General features: G+C 43.8%; 17 protein-coding genes. 12 read left to right on the forward strand and 5 right to left on the reverse strand.

Annotated elements, in window-relative coordinates; all coding sequences use genetic code 11:
- The first annotated feature begins 43 nt into the window (after window positions 1-43).
- On the forward strand, window positions 44-1,684 hold the full coding sequence (locus F6K57_RS19865) for a mechanosensitive ion channel (protein WP_293070130.1): 1,641 nt from the start codon (window positions 44-46) through the stop codon (window positions 1,682-1,684).
- A gap of 128 nt (window positions 1,685-1,812) precedes the next feature.
- On the opposite strand, the gene F6K57_RS19870 is transcribed toward F6K57_RS19865, so the two are convergent.
- Window positions 1,813-3,318, reverse strand: a complete 1,506-nt coding sequence (locus tag F6K57_RS19870; RefSeq protein ID WP_293070132.1) for a GTP-binding protein — start codon at window positions 3,316-3,318, stop codon at window positions 1,813-1,815.
- A 223-nt stretch (window positions 3,319-3,541) separates the two neighbouring features.
- Between F6K57_RS19870 and F6K57_RS19875 the strand changes: the two genes are divergently transcribed.
- From F6K57_RS19875 to xseB, 5 genes are all read left to right on the forward strand, one after another.
- Entirely contained in the window at window positions 3,542-3,817 is a 276-nt protein-coding gene (locus tag F6K57_RS19875) for a hypothetical protein (RefSeq protein WP_293070134.1), read from the forward strand.
- A 77-nt stretch (window positions 3,818-3,894) separates the two neighbouring features.
- Entirely contained in the window at window positions 3,895-5,256 is a 1,362-nt protein-coding gene (locus F6K57_RS19880; protein ID WP_293070136.1) for a P-loop NTPase fold protein, read from the forward strand.
- Entirely contained in the window at window positions 5,202-10,463 is a 5,262-nt protein-coding gene (locus F6K57_RS19885) for a hypothetical protein (RefSeq protein WP_293070138.1), read from the forward strand. The genes F6K57_RS19880 and F6K57_RS19885 overlap by 55 nt, the downstream gene beginning before the upstream one ends.
- A 72-nt stretch (window positions 10,464-10,535) precedes the next feature.
- Window positions 10,536-10,691 (forward strand): hypothetical protein, encoded by a 156-nt coding sequence (locus F6K57_RS19890; protein WP_293070140.1) that lies wholly within the window; start codon window positions 10,536-10,538, stop codon window positions 10,689-10,691.
- Window positions 10,664-10,927: an exodeoxyribonuclease VII small subunit gene (gene xseB, locus F6K57_RS19895; RefSeq protein WP_293070142.1), complete on the forward strand. Its 264-nt coding sequence runs from the start codon at window positions 10,664-10,666 to the stop codon at window positions 10,925-10,927. Before F6K57_RS19890 ends, xseB begins: the two co-directional genes overlap by 28 nt.
- 188 nt (window positions 10,928-11,115) lie before the next feature.
- Here xseB and F6K57_RS19900 read toward each other — a convergent pair whose 3' ends face one another.
- Window positions 11,116-11,724: a hypothetical protein gene (locus F6K57_RS19900; RefSeq protein WP_293038802.1), complete on the reverse strand. Its 609-nt coding sequence runs from the start codon at window positions 11,722-11,724 to the stop codon at window positions 11,116-11,118.
- 290 nt (window positions 11,725-12,014) lie between these two features.
- Window positions 12,015-13,208 carry a DNA double-strand break repair nuclease NurA gene (locus tag F6K57_RS19905; RefSeq protein WP_293025261.1) on the reverse strand — a complete coding sequence of 398 codons (1,194 nt, stop codon included), beginning with the start codon at window positions 13,206-13,208 and terminating at the stop codon, window positions 12,015-12,017.
- A 288-nt stretch (window positions 13,209-13,496) separates the two neighbouring features.
- Between F6K57_RS19905 and F6K57_RS19910 the strand changes: the two genes are divergently transcribed.
- Window positions 13,497-13,733 carry a hypothetical protein gene (locus F6K57_RS19910; RefSeq protein WP_293070144.1) on the forward strand — a complete coding sequence of 79 codons (237 nt, stop codon included), beginning with the start codon at window positions 13,497-13,499 and terminating at the stop codon, window positions 13,731-13,733.
- Window positions 13,734-13,867: 134 nt separating this feature from the next.
- On the forward strand, window positions 13,868-14,023 hold the full coding sequence (locus F6K57_RS19915; RefSeq protein ID WP_293070146.1) for a hypothetical protein: 156 nt from the start codon (window positions 13,868-13,870) through the stop codon (window positions 14,021-14,023).
- Window positions 14,024-14,110: 87 nt separating this feature from the next.
- On the opposite strand, the gene F6K57_RS19920 is transcribed toward F6K57_RS19915, so the two are convergent.
- Window positions 14,111-14,242 carry a hypothetical protein gene (locus F6K57_RS19920; RefSeq protein WP_293070148.1) on the reverse strand — a complete coding sequence of 44 codons (132 nt, stop codon included), beginning with the start codon at window positions 14,240-14,242 and terminating at the stop codon, window positions 14,111-14,113.
- Window positions 14,243-14,535: 293 nt separating this feature from the next.
- Between F6K57_RS19920 and F6K57_RS19925 the strand changes: the two genes are divergently transcribed.
- The 3 genes from F6K57_RS19925 (at window position 14,536) to F6K57_RS19935 (ending at window position 17,356) form a co-directional block, all read left to right on the forward strand.
- A complete protein-coding gene (locus F6K57_RS19925) occupies window positions 14,536-15,696 on the forward strand; it encodes a phosphotransferase (RefSeq protein ID WP_293070171.1) in 1,161 nt (386 codons plus the stop codon).
- A gap of 100 nt (window positions 15,697-15,796) precedes the next feature.
- Window positions 15,797-16,909 (forward strand): T3SS effector HopA1 family protein, encoded by a 1,113-nt coding sequence (locus F6K57_RS19930; protein WP_293070150.1) that lies wholly within the window; start codon window positions 15,797-15,799, stop codon window positions 16,907-16,909.
- A gap of 294 nt (window positions 16,910-17,203) precedes the next feature.
- Entirely contained in the window at window positions 17,204-17,356 is a 153-nt protein-coding gene (locus tag F6K57_RS19935) for a hypothetical protein (RefSeq protein ID WP_293070152.1), read from the forward strand.
- 430 nt (window positions 17,357-17,786) lie between these two features.
- Here the strand turns inward: F6K57_RS19935 and F6K57_RS19940 are convergent, their stop codons facing one another.
- Window positions 17,787-17,987 (reverse strand): hypothetical protein, encoded by a 201-nt coding sequence (locus tag F6K57_RS19940; protein ID WP_293070154.1) that lies wholly within the window; start codon window positions 17,985-17,987, stop codon window positions 17,787-17,789.
- A 1,012-nt stretch (window positions 17,988-18,999) separates the two neighbouring features.
- Here F6K57_RS19940 and F6K57_RS19945 point away from each other — a divergent pair.
- Window positions 19,000-20,013, forward strand: coding sequence for a hypothetical protein (locus F6K57_RS19945; RefSeq protein WP_293070156.1), 1,014 nt, complete (start codon window positions 19,000-19,002; stop codon window positions 20,011-20,013).
- Window positions 20,014-20,208: the final 195 nt, after the last annotated feature.

The raw sequence follows: 20,208 nt of genomic DNA on the forward strand, positions 1-20,208 counted from the left end.
GGGTTGCCTGTGACATTGGACAATTTAAGTAAGAACAAAGACTATGAATGGAACTTGGGAAGGTATCTTCCAAATTGTAGGAGTGGGTGTGCAGCCATCGGCACACCTGGTTTTAGCCCAGACAGGATCTCCCGCATTTCCCGCATTAAACCAAATTTTGGCAGATGGGGGAACCACCTTACTGAATGTGGTTAAAGCGATCGCAATCTTAGTCATTGGTCTTATCCTGGCTAAGATTGCTGCTGGTATTACCAAAGCAGTACTGAATCGCACCAATATTGACAACAACATTGCTCAGTGGGCTACTGGCGGCCAGTCAGGAACCCAGCCTCCTCCAATTGAGCAATGGTTATCCGGCGCGGTTTTCTGGATTATCATCGTTTTCACGGTAGTGGCGGTTCTAGAAACCCTCAAGCTAGATACGGTTTCCGGACCCCTGAATAGTTTTCTAGACACCATCCTTGGCTTCCTGCCCAGTGTCTTTGGTGCGGCGATTCTCTTGGGTGTTGCCTGGTTACTAGGAACTATCGTCAAGATGATAGTAGTCAGGACGCTCAATGCATTGAATATCGATCAGCGCTTGGGTGAGCAAGTCGGCGATGCTGGCACTAGTCAGTTCTCTCTGGCTCAAACCATTGGCAATGCCCTGTACTACTTAATCTTCCTACTGTTTCTGCCATCGGTATTAGAAACCCTAGGCTTACAGGGAACTCTCGATCCAGTACTAAGTATGCTGGGCGAGATTTGGGGGATTGTACCCAATATTGGCGCAGCCATCGCAATTGGTGCTATTGGTTGGTTTATTGCTCAACTTGTACAACGTCTTGTCACTAGTTTCTTGACAGCAGCAGGTACAAATCAGCTCGGGGAGCGGTTTGGACTGAGTAGCTCTGGTGGTCGCTCCCTAGCAGGGATTATCGGTACGATTGTCTATGTCCTGATTTTGATTCCCGTTGCTACCGCTGCCCTTAATGCCTTGCAGATCCAGGCCATCTCTGGCCCTTCGATCGCAATGTTAAGCCAGGTTACTAATACCATCCCCAAACTATTTGCTGCGGCTGGTATTCTGGCAGTTTTCTACGTAATTGGACAGTTTGTTAGTGATCTGGTCACCAACGTCCTGACAGACCTTGGCTTCAACAATCTATTTAATTGGCTAGGTTTTTCCACCAGCGCTCCTAGCACCACGGATCAAACAACTGATGAAACAGCAGAATCAGAAACACCACAGAACCCACTTACCAGTCGCACCCCTTCTGAGCTAGCGGGACTGCTTGTACTGATCGGTATCATGATCGCTGGTATTGTGGCAGCAACGGATGTGTTACAGATTCCCGCCTTAACTGACATTGTTGGTGGGGTCGGTTTCATTGGTGCTCGGGTGCTGTCCGGGTTAGTAGTCCTTGCTATCGGTCTGTTCCTAGCTAATTTTGCTTTCAACTTGATTACTGGCTCCGGCGCTCGCCAATCCAATATCCTGGCACAAGTAGCTAGGATTTCGATTATTGCCTTTTCTTTAGCCCTAGGTCTACAACAAATGGGCATTGCCCCTGATATTGTGAACTTAGCCTTTGGTTTACTCTTAGGCGCAATCGCGGTTGCGATCGCATTAGCCTTCGGTCTCGGAGGTCGCGATGTTGCTGGTGAGCAAGTTAGAGAATGGCTAGATTCTTTCAAAAAGTAAGTCGAAGTTATTCCCGTAGCGTGGCCTATTGGCCAAGGTTGTTCGCCCTTTTTGAATTAAGAATTAAGAATGTAGAATGTAGAATTCTTAATTCTTAATTCTACATTCTGCATTCTGACAGACAACCTTCAACCTTCAACTTTTGATAATCTTGCCCTCAATTCTCCTTTAATGCGATGGAGAATTGAGGTTTCGTCTAGAGAGGAGAGAATTCGTCTAACAACGGCTTTTGGTCCATCTTCTCCCCAGGATGCGCCATTGGCTAAATAGGTTTTGGTAATTTGTCCAATACCATAGCCAGAAACTCCAGCAACACTAGCTTGGGTGATGGCAACTGACATATATGGCGCTAGGGAAACCCCACCAGTTACAGGGGCAGAAATCCCCAAAATACTTTTTAAGCTACTCAATCCCAAGTTAGCCAAGAGTTCACTAGCACCAATACCTCCCATACTCATAGCAATTTTTTGTAATAATTGAATAGCTCCCTGCTCAGTCATAGGAATACCATAGAGACGGGATAAAGTAAGAATCATTACCACATCAACTACAGTAGCGGTGAGGATATCCACAACAGTAACTGGATTGAGAGCAATGACAAATGCTTTAGTTATTACTGCTTTCCAGATAATTTGATTAGCACTATCATCCCGAATCTTCATTTTTCGGTTGACCAAGTTTTCATTCAACTCATCGGCGTAAAGCATGGTGTTAAGAGCAACAAGGGATTTACCTTCCCGATGTAAAATTTCCAGAATTTTTAGTTTCAAATCGTCAATCTGGGGTTTCCCTCGGCGGCGCTTGACCTGAATGCTGCCATTAGGCGATCGCACTGCTACAGATACCAAAGGTGAAGCAGCAACCATCACAATTTCTGCTGGTGAAAGCAACTCCTTGACCCGTTCATCCCGAATTTTGCTGTAAATTGCCATGCGATCAGCATCAGGATATTGGTCAATCTTGTTGAACACCAGTAACATCGGTTTACCACTAGCTCTTAACTGAGATAGAGCTTGGTACTCTACCTTAGTCATATCACCAGCAATAATAAACAACAGTAAATCTGCCTGTTTAGCCACCTCTAGGGCTAAGGCTTCCCGAGTTTCCCCATCTACTTCATCAATCCCTGGGGTATCGATTAGCTGAATTTGGGAATTACCAATACTGGGTAGGGCAACCTGTAGAATATCCTGTTGGCTATGGGTTTCTTTATGGGTTTCTTTATGGGTTTCTTGACTAGAGGTTTGACTAGGGCTTTGATTATGGGGCTGCCAATTAGCAGTTTGAGCATTCTGGGTCACCCCATGTAGGGCACCAGTTTCAAATACAGGTTGACCCACTAAGGCATTGAGTACAGAGGATTTCCCCCGTCCCACCATGCCAAAGGCAGCAATTTGGATACAGGTATTTTCCAGCTTCTCAAGCAGATTGCCCAAGTCTTGGATTTGAGCATCTAAACCAGCTTTTTCTCTACGGGATAGGTCAAGGTTAGCTACCAGATCCTTGAGCGAGTCTTGTGCCTGTTTGTAGTTCAGTTCTGCCTGGATTTGCTCAAAACCTGAAATTGCGCCATCTAAATCCTGGTCAAGATCTAGAGAGTTAACAGAGTCAGACTCAGGCCAGAATTCGGTCAAAACGGCACCTCCTGCTTAGGATACTTCTGCTTTCGATCCTAGAGCATCAGTTCAGGAATCACTTTTGAGAAATCACCCGTCATAGAAATATATGCCTTACAGCTTACATCAGTTACATTCATTATTCATCCCTTGCAACTTCCTGATTACAACCCACAGCTGTAGAAGAGTTAATCATTGCTTTACACCATTGGTTCGATGGAAACCATAGGAGAGATATGAGATGATCAGCCAATTATTAAGTGTTAGTCTAACCTTGCCGATGCTACTGAACTTAGGTCAGAGTCTCACGGATACCCAAATACTAAATTATGGTAAAGTTAGCCATAATAAACCAACATGGACAAATTTTCAGGGTAAACTCGATAGTCAAAACCCACCGTCTTTATCCTTGGCCAGCCGGGATGAAGCAAAAGATCAAGAACAAAAGTGTGAATGGCTAGACATATGTACAGAATTTAGGGGGGCATCTTTATTGGTTAGCAAAACCCTTTTTTAAAAGGTAAGTTAGGTGCTACAAAAACGTGGTAATTAGCATTGTCCTGCGACTAAATCAGGAAGGAAAATTACGCTATCATGGTATTAGATCTGCCAAGATTCTACAAAGCTTGTAATCCCAGCAAGCCCCTGAGCATGGGAGATGTCAATGAGATAAAATACTATATTGATTTTTCCCCAGTCAGAGGAAATAAAATTATTGAGTCCCTCAAGCGAACCATCACCCTAATTTCTCCAGATGAGCCGACTTGTCAGCTGTTTACAGGGCATATTGGCTGTGGTAAATCCACAGAATTACTTAGACTAAAAGCTGAGTTAGAGCAACAGAAATTTCATGTCGTTTATTTTGAGTCGTCTCAAGATTTAGACATGGCTGATGTTGATCTAAGCGATATTTTGCTGAGTATAGCTGGTCAAGTCAGTGAAAGTCTGGAGAAAATTAAAATTAATATAAAACCAGGCTATTTTGTCAATCTTTTTACAGAAATTACCGATTTTTTGCGGACACCAATTGAATTGGGTGCTGAAGCAGAATTGTCGGTAGGCATTGGCAAAATAACGGCTAAAACTAAGGAAAGTCCTAAACTGCGGCGTCGATTGCGGGAATACCTCGAACCTCGCACTAGTGGAATCTTAGACTCGATTAATGAAGAACTACTAAAACCTGCTACCACTACCCTGAAGAAAAAGGGCAAAGCGGGACTAGTGGTGATTGTGGATAATCTGGATCGGGTGGATATTCGCCCCTTACCCTCTGGGCGATCGCAACCAGAATATTTATTCATTGACCGGGGTGAACAGTTACGCCGACTCAATTGCCATATTGTTTACACAATTCCCTTGGCGTTAACTTTCTCCAATGAGTGCGAAACCCTGAAGAATCGCTTAGGTGGTGGACTTACTCCTAAAATCTTACCGATGGTGCCAGTTAAACTGCGCACAGGTCAGGAGTTTCCCGATGGCATGGCTTTGCTACGAGAAATGGTACTGGTTAGAGCTTTCCCCAATCAAACTCCTGAGGAACGATTTGCTTTGCTCCCGGAGGTATTTGATAATATAGAAACTTTAAACCGCCTGTGCCAAATTAGTGGTGGTCATGTGCGCAACTTGCTAGGATTGTTGTTTGATTGTCTTAGGCAAGAAAACCCACCGATTCCCAGTGAGTGTTTAGAAAATGTGATTCTCGAACGTCGGGATTATCTGATCTCATCAATTACTGATGAGGAGTGGGAATTACTTTTCCAGGTGGTGCAACAGCAAAAAGTCAGGGGTGATACGGAATACCAAACCCTATTGCGCAGTATGTTTGTCTTTGAATACCGCGATCGCGATGGAAATTGGTTTGGTATAAATCCAGCATTAGAAGAGGCACCGCAGTTTAAGTCATGGTTGAAACAAAATCACCAGCAGACGCTGCCCAATACAACGATAGTACATTAAAGGCTCTCTCTAGAGCGATCGCATTTTCACAAGGGGAATTTTCCCTTGTGATCGTGCGATGTAACTACCAGGGTTTGCAACAACAGATGCTGCAACGCCTCAAAGCACTGTGTCAGCCCCAATACCAGATTACAGAGTTTATCATACCGCCATCGGCTACCACCCTTTATACCACCATCCAAAACTACGAACACAGGGAATTGGGGCGTGGACAGGACAAGGGGATAGACAGATGCGGGAACAGGCAGAGTTCTACCCCCATTGACTCTTCATCCCCTGACCCTCCTACCTCCTCACCCCCTCATTCCGCATTACTGATTGTTGGTTTAGAGTCAGTGGTTGCCCTTGAGGAATTACTTACCTCTACTAATCAAGTCCGGGATGAGTTTCGTAAACGCCTAACCTTTCCTCTAATATTGTGGGTTAATGACCAGGTATTGCAAAAACTGATGCGCTTGGCACCAGATTTTGCCAGTTGGGCAGCAACTCCCCTCAAGTTTGAACTGACCACCACAGAGTTAGTCAATTTTCTCGGACAAAAGGCTCAAATCGTATTTGCCTGTCTATTGAACTCTGGAGAGCCTTCCCCCCCAACCACGCCACAAATCCCAAATCCCAACCTACTGGGCGGAAACGCCAAAGGCGAACAACCAACCAACCTCCAACCAACCTCCAAGCAACCAACCAACCTTGGCCAAAAGGCCACGCTACGCTCTCAACCTCCCAACCTTCAACCTCCCAACCTTCAACATTCCAACCTTCAACATTCCAACCTTCAACATTCCAACCTTCAACATTCAACCTCCCAACATTCAACCTCCCAACAACCTCCCAACCTCCAACCTCCCAACCTCCAACCAACCAACCCCGATATTTGTATTACCTATTCCAGGAACTCAGCACTCCAAAACCAACGTCGATTTGAACTGGATTTTGCCCTAAAAGATTTACATAGTCGTGGCATTACCTTGGACAAGGAATTAGACGCTAGTCTAGACTTTGTTTTGGGTCTAGATGACTATATAAGCGATCGCATAAATCTAGCCAAGAAGCGATTTCGTAAAAGCTTAAGAGTTTGGCAGCAAACCGATAACTTAGAACGGCAGGGGTTATTATTGTTTTATCTCGGTTTGTGTTACTGTCGCCAGGCTGACCAAAATCAAGCTCATAAACAGCGCTATTGGGAAGAAGCTTGGCCGTATCTGCATCGATGTATGGGAATTTTCACCCAAGCGGGGCGTCACGATCTGGTGGCTATTTTTATTAGTAAGCTAGCTGAACTGCTGCAGCATCTACAAGCGTGGTCATTCTTACAAAGCACCTCTCAACAGGCTCTGTCGCTTCATGAAACCTATGGGACTCAGGTGCAACTAGCCCAAGATTACGGCTTTCTGGCAGAAGTAGCCCTTGAGCAATCCCGATGGGACGATGCTGGTCAATTAGCGGAGAAAGCTCTATTAATTTTGGTTGTTGCTGCTGATGATCAGCCCCATGACCAAGGCTTGCATCCATTGCTATTAGCCCAGCTCTATCGGTTATTTCTGGTAAAATCCCAAGGAAAGCAGGGAAATCTAGCCCAAGCCGACAAGCAGCTGGAAAAAGCGAGTCAGAAACTGGCAGATGCCATAGAATCCAGCAATTATCGCTATGAGCCTCAGCGTTACCTGCACCTGTTGGAACGATTACGTAGCCTTTACTTTGAACAAGGGCAATACTTAGAAGCATTTCGGATTAAACAAGAACAACGGGCAGTGGAGCAGCTGTATGGCTTCCGTGCCTTCATTGGTGCTAGTCGTCTACAGCCACCACGAGGAGCTAATAATCCCAGCTGGCATGGCGTACAGCCACAAGACCTTATTCCCCAAGAAATGGCAGCTTCTGGACGTCAGCGAGATGTAAACCGCTTAATGGAACGGATTACCCGTGCTGATCACAAACTGACAGTGATTCATGGTCAGTCAGGGGTTGGAAAAAGTTCCATTGTCCATGCTGGATTAGTGCCAGCACTCAAAAATAGACCCCTTGGCGATCGCATTGGGTTACCGATTGTCGTACAAGTTTACACCGATTGGGCGGGGGAACTGCATAAACACTTGGCTGATCAGGTATCAGGAAATGGAAATGACGAACCCTTAATCAGGGAAAAATTTCTAAATTCTAATGGTAACGGCCTAATTTCCTCTGTGGTGGAGCAATTACAACACAACGCCGACAATAACTGGTTAACGGTTTTAATTTTTGATCAGTTTGAAGATTTTTTCTCCGTTTATTCCCATCAATCCCAACGAAAACTATTTTATGATTTTTTAGTTAGTTGTCTTCAATTACCCTATTTAAAACTAATTTTTTCTATCCGAGATAACGCTTTGCATAACTTACTAGAATTAGAACATTATACTTGGGAAGTTATAGAAAGTAATATCTTAGATAAAAAAATTCGTTATCCATTAGTCAATTTTCCCTTAGAAGATGCTTATTCTGTTATTCAAAGCTTAACCCATCGGGCTAATTTTTATTTAGAGCCAGCTTTAATTGATGAATTAGTCAGAGAATTAGGAGCTGAACTTGGAGAAGTTCGTCCCATTGAGTTGCAAGTAGTAGGGGCTCAAATCCAAGCAGAAAATATTACTACCTTAGCTCAGTATCAGCACCATGGTCCCAAAGCTAAACTGGTGGAGCGGTTTTTAGAAAAAGTTATTAAAGATTGCGGTCCTGAGAATGAAACAGGTGCTTGGCTAGTGTTATCATTACTGACTGATGACAATAAAAATCGTCCCCTTAAAAATCGCTCCGAGCTAGCCATAGAGTCATGCTTAGAAGACCATACGTTAGATTTAATTTTAGAAATTTTTGAGAAATCAGGATTGGTATTTCTATTACCAGAAGTTCCGATCAGCCGCTATCAACTGGTTCACGATTACCTGGTAGACGTTATCCGCCAGAAAAAGCAATCGAAACTGCAAGCAGAATTAGAAAATCTGCGCCAGAAAGACAAACAGAGCCAGGATAAAATTGAGCAACTGGTTAAAGAACAAGAACTCCAAAACCAACTGGCCAAAATAACCAAAAAACAAAGGAAAACCGAAGAAAAGCTGAATCGAATTCTCAGACAACGATTGCGAGAAGCACGTTGGGCAGGAATGGCACTGTTCAGTCTGATGGTGATTACCGGTATACTTGGGGTTCGCTACGCTATCAGTAAAACCAACAACCATTTGAGTGACCTGAGCTACTCCTCAAAAGCTCTAGTTGATGCCAACAGAACCTTAGATGCCCTCATCCTCAGTTTAGAAGCCGCCCAGGAATTGCAGCAATCCCTTGGGGTTAATCCAGAAACCCAGACACGGGTAGTCACTGCTCTACAACAGGCAGTTTATGGGGTCAGAGAACGTAACCGTTTAAAGGGACATCGAGATTGGGTCAGTAGTGTCAGTTTTAGCCCAGATGGTAAGCTGATTGCCTCTGGGAGTCGAGACAAGACTATCAAACTTTGGCGCAAAAACGGTACCTTGCTCAAAACGTTGCGAGGTCATCGGGCTGGAATCCACAGTGTCAGTTTTAGTCAAGATGGTCAGATCCTCGCTAGTGGTAGTGAAGACAAAACTGTGAAGCTGTGGCGTAAGGATGGATCCCTGATAATGACCTTAGATGGGCCAGATGGGCATACCGAAACAGTCCATTGTGTTAGGTTTAGCCGCGATCGCCAGATGATCGCATCGGCTAGTGAGGATAAAACCGTCAAACTATGGCGTAAAGATGGTGTTTTACTCCAGACTCTAACCGGTCACAGTGATTCGGTGTTGGGAGTTAGTATTTCTCCCAATGGTCAGTTAATTGCTTCTGCTAGTAAAGACAAAACTATCAAACTTTGGCGCAGGGACGGAACACTGCTGAAAACCTGGCAAGCTCATACACAACCAGTGGTGAGTGTCCGTTTTAGTCCTGATGGCAACACTATTGCATCTACCAGTACAGACAACACTGTTAAACTCTGGCAAACTAATGGGACATTAATCGATACCCTCGAAGGTCATCGTAATTGGGTTCTGGATGTCAGTTTTAGCTCCGATGGTCAGAGGCTAGCCACTGCTAGTGCTGATCACACTATCAAACTCTGGAACAGTGATGGGGAATTAATCGAAACCTTGGCTGGACATAGCGAAATGGTGGTAGATGTCACTTTCAGTCCCGACAACAAGACCATTGCATCTGCTAGTGTAGACAAAACTATTAGACTCTGGGCCAGTGACGGGGGGATACTGGCACGGATCCGCCATAATCAAGCTGTCAGGAGTGTAAGTTTCAGCCCCAATGGTGAAATAATTGCTACTGCTAGTGCAGACAATACCATTCAACTGTTGAGGCTTCAAGATCGTAGCAGAAAAGCCTTCTTGGCTCATGGTCAAGGGTTGACTGCAATTAGTTTCAGCCCTGATAGCACGATCATGGCTAGCGCTAGTGAAGATAAAACGGTGAAACTCTGGAATTTAGATGGCTCCTTGCTTGACACTCTAGAAGGACACCAGGATCAGGTTTGGGGAGTTAGTTTTAGTCCCGATGGTGAATTAATTGCTTCTGCTAGTGCTGACGAAACCGTTAAACTTTGGCTTTTAGATGGCACCTTAGTCAAGACCTTAGAGGGGCACCAGGATAAAGTTTGGGGAGTCAGTTTTAGCCCAGACGGCAAGCAGATTGCCTCTGCTAGTAATGATGGCACGGTAAAACTCTGGAATCGTGAGGGCAAGTTGCTCAATACGTTGAAAGAGCATAATGATGCTGTCAATTGGGTCAGTTTTAGTCCAGATGGCGAGATGATTGCTTCTGCTAGTAGTGATGGCACGGTAAAACTCTGGAATCGTGATGGCAAGTTGCTCAATACCTTGAAAGGCCATAATGGTGCCGTGAATTGGGTTAGTTTTAGTCCTGATGGAACCTTAATCGCATCTGCTAGTGGTGATACAACGGTTAATCTTTGGAGTCGGGATGGACATTTAATTAATACCTTTAAGGGACACAACGATTCGGTGTTTGGAGTTAGTTTTAGTCCCGATAGTAAGTTAATTGCTTCTGCTAGTAAAGACAAAACCGTGATTTTGTGGAATTTGGATGTGGATTATTTGCTACGGCGCGGTTGTAGTTGGTTGTACGATTATTGGCACCATAACCGTGATGCTCAAAGGGATAAGCTTTGTGGATTTTCACTATAGGAAGGGAGTAGGGAGTAGGGAGTAGGGAGTAGGGAATCGGGAGTCGGGAGTAGCGCTATACTTTATTAACTATTGCCTATTGCCTATTGCCTATTGCCTATTGCCTATTGCCTATTGCCTGTTCCCTGTTCCCTATTCCCTATTCCCTATTCCCTAAAATCAAAAAATTGTGTACCTCAACCCATTGACAATTACTATCTATGGAAACTCAATCTGATTCAAACCTAACTGATTCAAACTTAAGTAAAATAGCTTCTGGAGAAACCTGGAACTATGAAGCGACGGTGGCTAAAGTTGAAACCATTATTAGGAAAATAGAAACGGGAGAACTAGAACTAGCAGAGGTGTTTGATCAGTTCTCCGCTGCTGTCGAATATCTCCATCAATGTGAGGATTTTCTGGCTAAGCGACAGCAACAGATGGATTTGTTGATTGAGACGCTGACTAATGATTCTGATTTTTAATAGTAATTTAAGCATATGCGCTACGCGCAGGCTAAGCGAACAGCTATCAGCAATCAGCGGTCAGCTTGTGAATAAAAGAGGTAAGCATGGGTTTAATAGTCACAGGCTAGAAGCCTGTTCCACAAACTAGAAGCCTGTTCCACAAAGCTGACCGCTGACCGCTGACCGCTGACCGCTGACCGCTGACATCAGCCCATCCCTTGAATACCAACATGTCCAGCAAAGGCATACCAATCTTCACTAAAGCCTTTGAATTCCAGATCTTTCAGGGTAAATTTTACGTGATTCTCCTCCACAGTAAACTTAACCGTATTATCAGCATTAGGTTGATCTGTCACAATCACCAATTCAGTGCCTGCTGGAATTTCCTGCTTTGATGCTTCATTCAACATACTAGATTGAATAGGAGCTCGCTTAATTACCGTATCTTGATTAAAGAAAAGGTTAAGTAAAACGGGTTGATTGACTAAGGTATTCTGATAAATAGGAATGTTTAAAGCAGTCTGATCGTTTTGTTTAGACACTACATTACTAACAGTTTCTACCGGTTGCAGACTCTCCATCATAATTGCAACATGGTCTTCAAAGGCATACCAATCACCACTGAAACCCTTAAAAGCAATATCTTTTAAACCCAGTTTAATGTGATTGCCAGATTCCTGACCATAATAGCGAAGTACTAATAGAGTACCTGCTGGTACCATCTGACGTTTATTATCAGGCAATTGCGACGATTGAATCGGCTCTTGCTTGAGATAGCTATCTTGCTTAAACAGAATTCTTAATACATTTGCCATGACACTGTTTTTACTTGGGTAAGCTAAAAATCAAACTTTTAGAATTAAGAATGTAGAATTAAGAATGTAGAATTAAGAATTAAGAATGTAGAATTCACCATTCTGCCTTCTGCCTTCACCATTCTGCCTTCACCATTCTTCATGGTCCATTATAAATTATCAATTCACCATTCTTCATTCACCATTCTTCATTCACCATTCTTCATTCTTCATTCACCATTCACCATTCACCATTCTTCATTCTTCATTCTTCATTCTTCATTCTAAATTCTTCATTCTTCATTCTTCATTCAACTAATACTACCCCGTTTACGAGCTTCCTTATAAGATATTCCCACATTCTTGACACCTGCCCGAATCATTTGTTGTTCAAGCAAAGCAAAGAAGCGATTCCGGTCACCGGCCTTTATCACCGCCTGATTATGAGCTTCAGACACAGCAATGGGATAACCATATCCTTTATAGACCTGCCCCAGCATTAAACTCAAGGCTTGATTGAGCAATGCCGAATTTTGGGCTACCCATTCTGGCATCTCGATACGAGCAATTTCTGTGCCAACATGGACATAACAGAAATAGATCCGATGATGGTCGTATAAATCCAGAATCCGTGCGGAACTCTGAAATAGAGGGCTACGCTGTCCTGGTTTCAATAAACTTGCCCAGAGAGTGGTATCCCGGAGGGGGTCAATCACCTGACAGGGCAACTTGTCGGTTAGATTACCACATTGGGTGATACATTTTGGTGTTTCATAGGGACAAGCTGGTAATCTGAGGAAATTAACCATTTCCACACTACGAGAAGCACTCAGGTAGCCGATCAGGGGTACATTAACAGAACGCAACTGCTCCCAAGCTGTTAGAATCGGAGGCAATATGCGATCGCGTGCTTCCCCTGGCATCCCATCAAGAAACCAGTAAATTAGGGAACCATCTACTATCGCTAGATTGGGGGTATCCCTGTGGGGAGCTGGTGGTTTCACCCAACGGCAAGCCATTTCTGCTAACATCGATACCTCGGAAATCGTGCGCCGATGCCCCATCCACTCCTGCGTGCGAATCCCCCACTGACGAGAAATATATAAGTCTTCCGGTCGGTAGAACACTTCGGGCATACTATCCAACAGAGGATACAGACTTTGTCCATAGTGCAACATTACCCGACCCACATTAATCACATAACAGTAGAGGATTTCGTGGTGAGACGGGGCAATTTGAGACCCATCGGTGGCGAAAACACTATGGCTTTCAGGGGGAATACTGATATCAACACAAGTATCTAGAGGTTCGGCAGGTGTTGCCGCCGTGAAGATCATGCGATCGCGCCATTCTTGATGAGACTTGAGCAAACTCTCTTGTTGTGTTTTAGCCTTTGCCAGTAATTGTTCAGCCCGTTCTAAGCGTTGGCGAGACGCCACCGCCTCTAGTCTCAGGTGCTTACTAATACCAGGAATTTGTCCTGCCAGTTTTGCCAGATCAAGCATGGAGAGCTCATCATTAGATTTACTGTAGATTTACGAATTTCAAACTAGTTATCTGTAACACAGGTTTTTTGTGATCCTAAACGACTCATTAAGTGATCCTAAACGACTCATTCAGTTATCCTAAACAAACACAGATAAATAAACACAATTGTATACATCAGGCTCCAATAACAAACCTGATCCTATACATCAGCCTCAGATCACAAACACGATTGCATACATTACCTTTTCATACTGACAGTATCCATGTCCGTAATTTCGTCAGTAATTTCTAGGAGGTAAGATTTTATGAAGAATCGCCAGTTAATCAAGTCCTTGTCCCTGGCATCTGCAGCAGTCATTGGTGGTAACGCCCCAGCTCAAGCCATAGACTTCGACTTCAGCTATCAACCAGGGACTTCATCCCCATCCGTCGCAGGAATGGGGTATCCTTTGCACAACATAGTTGGTTGTTATCTCCATGGGCGTAACTTTCCCGCGCACCGAACGCGCCCCGCGTGGCCTATGGCCAGGGTAGCTGAGTAGGGTCAATACCCAGTTTTTTTGAGACCCTTACTTTTTATATTAACACTATTTGAGACGGAATATTCATCCCCGACCTAATTCGACGGGGTATTCTTTTCCCTCTCAAACTCTCCCACTCTGATAAAACGAATGCGATGCTCAGCATTGAGCCGCTACGCGATTGGCCTATGGCCACGCTAAAAGCGATCGCATACATCAGCCTGGCATACTCAAAGCATAGATTTACCATAATAAAGTTAAAATTATCCTTAATTTTCGGTTACCAATGTCATTTTATCCAGCCACCGTAGTCTAGAGAATTTACCAATAGATTATGAAAACCAGCCCTCTATAATTTTCTATGATTTTTGAATATTTTGATGACATAACTAGTTTAGTTATATAGGAAAGGGAACAGCGGATCTGGGAACAGGGAGTAGGGAGTAGGGAGTAGGGAGTAGGGAGTAGGGAGTAGGGAGTAGGGACTTCGGAGCAGCGATGCAGACTGGTCTTGGGGGTTTCCAAGTCACTTGCTCATCTGACTTTTCACACTCCCCACACTTCCCACAATTCCCACACTTCCCCTGAATAGTTTAGGGACATAAAAGTTTTAGTTGCGTCTGTTTTTAAGCATAAATTATTGGCAGAATAACTTTCCTTTTACCTATACTTTTGAATAAATACAGCATTTCCCAATAGATCATAAAACCAAATGCTGATTTGTGATCACACCTCTGACACTTCCCGCGCCCACTCCCCGCGCCCCCGCCCCACACTATTCCCTGTTCCCTATTCCCTGTTCCCTGTTCCCGATTCCCTAATTATGACATTCATATTAAACTCTCATAATGTTTTTGACTATCTAGCTGCTCGTGGTTTATGCAATCCTTCCGAGCAAGCTCTCAGTAAAATTGAGCCACTGGAAGCCAAGAATTTTAACTTATTGCTGACCTTTCCAGATGGTAATAAGCTGCTCGTAAAGCAGGAGCGACATAACCAGGAAGGGAAAGCCGCTGGTGAGTTTTTGAATGAATGGCGAATTCAAGAATTCTTACAGAAATTTCCAGAACTTGCTAACCTCCGCTCTTTGATACCAGAGGTGCTGCATTTTGATGGTGAGAATTCCATTATGGTTTTCCGCTATCTCGATGACTATCGGGATTTAATGGATTTCTACGCCAAGGAAAATATCTTTCCTCCAGACGTTGCTGGCACCATCGGCACCCTTTTAGGAAAAATCCATCATCATACATTTAATCGTAAAGACTATCAAGATTTTTTTGGTACCGAAAACGATAATCAAACCACTGACCAAGTGCCTAGATTAGTTAATAGTTTAGAACGAATTGGTCCAGAAATCTTTGGTGCGGTACCTGCTGACGGGCTGAAATTCTTTGCCCTTTATCAACGATACGATAGTTTAGGGCAAGCGATCGCACAACTAGGCAATGCTTTTGCCCCCTGCTGTCTGACCCACAATGACCTAAAGCTAAATAATATCCTTCTGCACCAAGATTGGGAGCATCAGAGTACCAGCATTGTCAGACTAATTGATTGGGAGCGCTGTAGTTGGGGAGACCCAGGGTTTGATTTAGGAACACTGATCAGTAGCTATGTGCAAATCTGGCTGAGTAGCCTGGTTATCAGTAAATCTTTAAGTATTGAAGAATCCCTAGGTTTAGCCATGACCCCCTTGGAACAGCTCCAGCCTTCCATTGCTGCCCTAACCAAAGGGTATTTTGAAACCTTTCCAGAAATTTTAGAACACCGACCTGATTTCTTGCGGACAGTAGTGCAATTTACAGGTTTTGGTTTGATTCAACGAATTCGGGCGATGATTGAGTACCAAAAATCCTTTGGTAATGCTGGGATTGCCATGCTTCAGGTTGCCAAGACCTTGTTGTGTCGTCCAGAACAATCCATGCCCACGATTTTTGGCCCTGCTATTGCTGAATTAATCCAACTCAGTCCTTCCGCTGTTTAAGACATAGCATTTCCAATAACATCAAAAACTCTTCAAAGGTCTTTCCTACTGTTCCCTGTTCCCTACTCCCTACTCCCTACTCCCTACTCCCTACCAAACTATGATCCAACTACTTGATTCTAAACAAATTAAACCATCCCCCATCGCCAATCAGCAATTACTAGATGTTCTAGACGATATTGTTAACAAAGTAAAAATCCAATCAGACTTCTCTATTCACCATTCAGATTACAAACCGTTGGAAATTCCAGCCGAAGCTGTGGAACGTTTTCAACGGATGCCCGAGGATATGCAGCAAAAATATATCAGTCTGCAACTGCGGAGTTTTCTATATGGTATTTATTACAACGGTTCAATGCGAAATGCTCTCGCACCGGAAGCAGATACGGAAGCTGCGCCACTAGACCTGGAGAACAATACCATCCTAGGAGTAGATGTGGGATTTTATCAGCGACTGCACCACAGCAATAGTGGCAAAGGCTACTTTGACCCTGGTTGGTCTGTTCTCAGAGAAGAAAGTGATGGCACTTTGGCTGTGACTAAGGGAGGATTGAGGCTGCATATTGAACGGGAGCAGCATCTACAAGCATCCCAGCAATCTGCCACCGTCGGGGATTCAGTAGCAATCCGTATGCCTAAGAATTTGGTGCAAAATGGCTTTTATATGGCCGTTGGCAATCTAGAAGCAAATCGTCCGCACACAGACCAGTCAGTGACTGTGCGAATTTACTTCAACTTGACTCCTGAGGGTGCAGTTGCCGTAATGGGTAGCTTAACCCAACAGCTGAACGACATGGAAATTCCGTTCCACTTTAAAGTTTTGTACAATCCCAAGGACTACGAACGGCACGATTCGGGGGTACTCTACTTTGATAAGTGTCACTATGACGCTGTTGAGGGAGTTTTAAAGACTATTTATACAGAGCACCAATCCCATTTTCAGCCAGAGGTGCCCCTATTTACCATGGAGCTAGCACCAGGATTGGGGTTAGCAGAAGAACCAGACCAAAAATTTGCCGAACAGGAAAGCTTTGGCATGAATCGCTGTCAGATTGTCGCCAATGGCTTGTTAGAAGCTTGGCATCAAGGGGATGATTCCACCGAAGGAAAGATGAAGGCTATCCTTGGGCAATTTTCTAGGCTGGGGATTGACTTGGAGCGTGTTTATCTCAATGCCAATTCTGAAGATATTTATCAGTGTTTAGATATATAGCACGTAAGCATTCAGCCGTCAGCTATCAGCTATCAGCTATCAGCGATTAGCGCATCCCAGCGTCGAAGCCTGTGCCACGCACGCTACTTGAGGTGCTAGCAGGCGCTTTAACTGCACGGGGTCGGATGAGTAAAACGAGCAGGGATTTTCAACCAGCCGTACCAGCACCCCCGGTGCTTGTTTACTACCTCCCGTTGATTAGCTGACGGCTGATAGCTGAATGCTTAGGTATAAATATTGCCTAAGCTTCTGATTAGGGAGTCAGTCGATGTTTAGGATACCAGCTTCAAGGTGATGGAAACCTTTGGAACTGCGTCAGAAAATATCAATGGCTTGGAAGCGATCGCAAACTACTCTGGAATTGTGGATGCTGGGTTTGAGTTAATCCCCGTCGAACCTCGCGAACTGGATACGATCGGAGCCGATGCCGTTATTTTATTAATTTAGTTACAATCTCAAAATAGTTACTTATTAACCTACAACAAAAGTGCCTTAGCTAATTGAGAAGTGCTAGAACCTAATCTTAGTCTTTTAGTCCAAGAGTAGTCTTGGGCTATTTTTTATGGTTTTTATCAGCTCCAATAGTTTTGTGGACATAACTGTTTTAGTTTAGTTCCTTAGACATACAGCGTTTTTCATAACTATCAGGTACACAGAATTTTCCCCCTATTCCCTGTTCCCTGTTCCCTGTTCCCTTTTTCTATAAGTCCCAAAATAAAAAAAAATAGCCGTAGAAATACTATCCACGGCTATTTCAATTTTTTATGTCACAAAATTAGCAAACCTAACCTGCTCTGATCTGATTGGCCAAAGGCTATGCTACAGAAGCAGACCAAAACCTTGGCCAGGGGGGAAATCCCCCCAAACGTTTAAGGTGTTATGGCAACAACCAATACTTGGTTATTGTAGTGATCACTTCCCCTGGAACATCAGTGGGTTCCAGAGGGGTCCATTCCGCAATTTCTGCATAGCCTAGGGAGTAAAGCATCTGCATACTATAGATGACTGATTGACGAGAACCTTTGAGAGTGTGCTGAGCAGGTTGTTTCTTGAAGTTTTGGCTGAATTGTTGTGACATAACTCAGAATTTAATTTTGTTTACACTGATTATTTTAATGATTATAGTTATTGTTGTCAATGGTTTTAAAAAAGTTTTTTTTGGGAAGTTTTAGGGTTAATAAAAAGGTCAGCGATTAGCGCTACGCGCACGCTACTTGAGGTGCTATCAGCTATCAGCTATCAGCTAATGCGCTACGGGCACCTTTGAAGAAAATCGTAAGCATTCAGCTATCAGCTATCAGCGATTAGCGCTACGCGCACGCTACTTGAGGTGCTATCAGCTATCAGCTATCAGTTATGAGCTATTAGCTATCAGCTATCAGCATTAAGCTTATGCCCTAGGCGCACGCTGCATTAGGTTGAAGGCTGACGGCTGACGGCTGACGGCTGACGGCTGAATACTTACATAAAATCAGCTCACCACTGACCACTGACGGCTGACGGCTGAATACTTACAAAAAAGTAAGCATTTGTGCGTCAGCTTTTTATCGTTTTTATCAGCTCCACTAGTTTTGTTGACATAATTGTTTTAGTTGATTCCCTAAATTAGAGATATAACAATTGTCTCTCCTATGAGGTACACAAGATTTTTTCCCTGCTCCCGTCTTGATGCAGTCGCTCATGGGGGTTTCCCCCAAGACCGCGCTGCATCGCTGCTCCCTGCTCCCGAGGGGTGCATGTCAGTTTTGTTAATCCCTGATTCAGATCCCCCATTATCCCCCTTAATAAGGGGGACTTTTCAATCTAATTCCCCCCTTTTTTAAGGGGGGTTAGGGGGGATCTATCTACCTAATTACAAAGTTGACATGCTCCCTGCTCCCTGCTCCCTAAAACCTACGACTTTTTACCTAAGCTAATTTGCTATAACTACATATAACTTTATGACAAAAAAGGTTTACTTATGACATCAATAAATTAGGCAAAAACTCAACAAACTCAATTAATATAAGTATTATCCCAAGAGGAATAAAAAATTACTAATTGATTCCTAGTAAACAACACCCATTTATTAGTGGAGGTTCAACAAAAAATTGATACCTGATAAAATTTCAGTAAGCGATGTCCCTGTCTTGAAGCCCTCTGATTCTGAATCAGTGAAGTCCTTGGATCGAGTGACGTCAAAGACAATCTTCTCTGATGGCGAAAAGTCCTTCACTCTCGATCTCAAAGACAAAGTTTTGTCATTGAGTGATTTTATAGTTCCCGACGTTGATACGGTGTCCTCCCTAAAACTGGTTGGCGGGAAGGAATATTCTAACAGTGTGGATAAAAACACTAATGGAAATCCTGACCCCGGACAAACTCTCAATTGGTTCGGCAATGGGAATACCACGGATGGCTTCGATTATGGCATTCGTGGTCAAGTGGATGCCATGGCCAACTCTGGGGATGCTTTTTTCTATCCTGTCATCAACAACCAAGCAACCCTGGTGTTTTCCACCAGTTTTGATGATAAGATTTACTATGAAACTCCCACAGGTGCCAACAATATTTGGGCAACTGCTAACCAAATTGATCAGCCAGGCCCCGGTATCGATTTAGGGGTTACCGATGTGGACGCCTTGGAATTATGGGGAGGGAGAGATGCTAATCGCTTCTCGATTTATGGAGACCCCAAAGTCGCCGTTTATAACTATAATTCCGATGGCACCACAAGCGCCTTATATACTCAACAGGAAATTGCCAACGCTATTGGTGTAGATGACGAGTTTGCTGACTTAGTTAATCTGGATGCGATGATGACATCTGGGAATAACTGGATTATGTTCAGCATCGATCCCATTGAAGAAGCGGGTCTCGATGGTGGTGAAATCTGGGTTTGGGAACGGGGTTCCGGCTCAGCTGATTTCCTGAAACATGGTGGTCACCTTTGGGATACGGACTTCAAGGTGATGGAAACCTTTGGCACTGCCTCAGAAAATGTCAATGCCTTGGAGGCAATTGGAAGCTACTCTGGAATTCTGGATGCTGGGTTTGAGGTAGTCCCCGTGAAGTCTCTCCCACTGGATACAGTAGGAGGTAATCCAATTCCTTTGTCAATTTAATCACAATAGGGAAAATGTTGACTGTATCAACCTAGGACGAAAGTGCCTTAGCTAATTGAAACGTGCTAGAAACTAATCTTAGTCTTTTAGTCCAAGAGTAATCTTGGGCTTTTTTTTATGGTTTTTATCAGCTCCACTAGTTTTGTGGACATAACTGTTTTAGTTTATTCACTAAATTAGAGAGAGGTTAACTAT

The organism is Moorena sp. SIO4A5 (assembly GCF_010672005.1).
Classification (GTDB): Bacteria; Cyanobacteriota; Cyanobacteriia; order Cyanobacteriales; family Coleofasciculaceae; genus Moorena.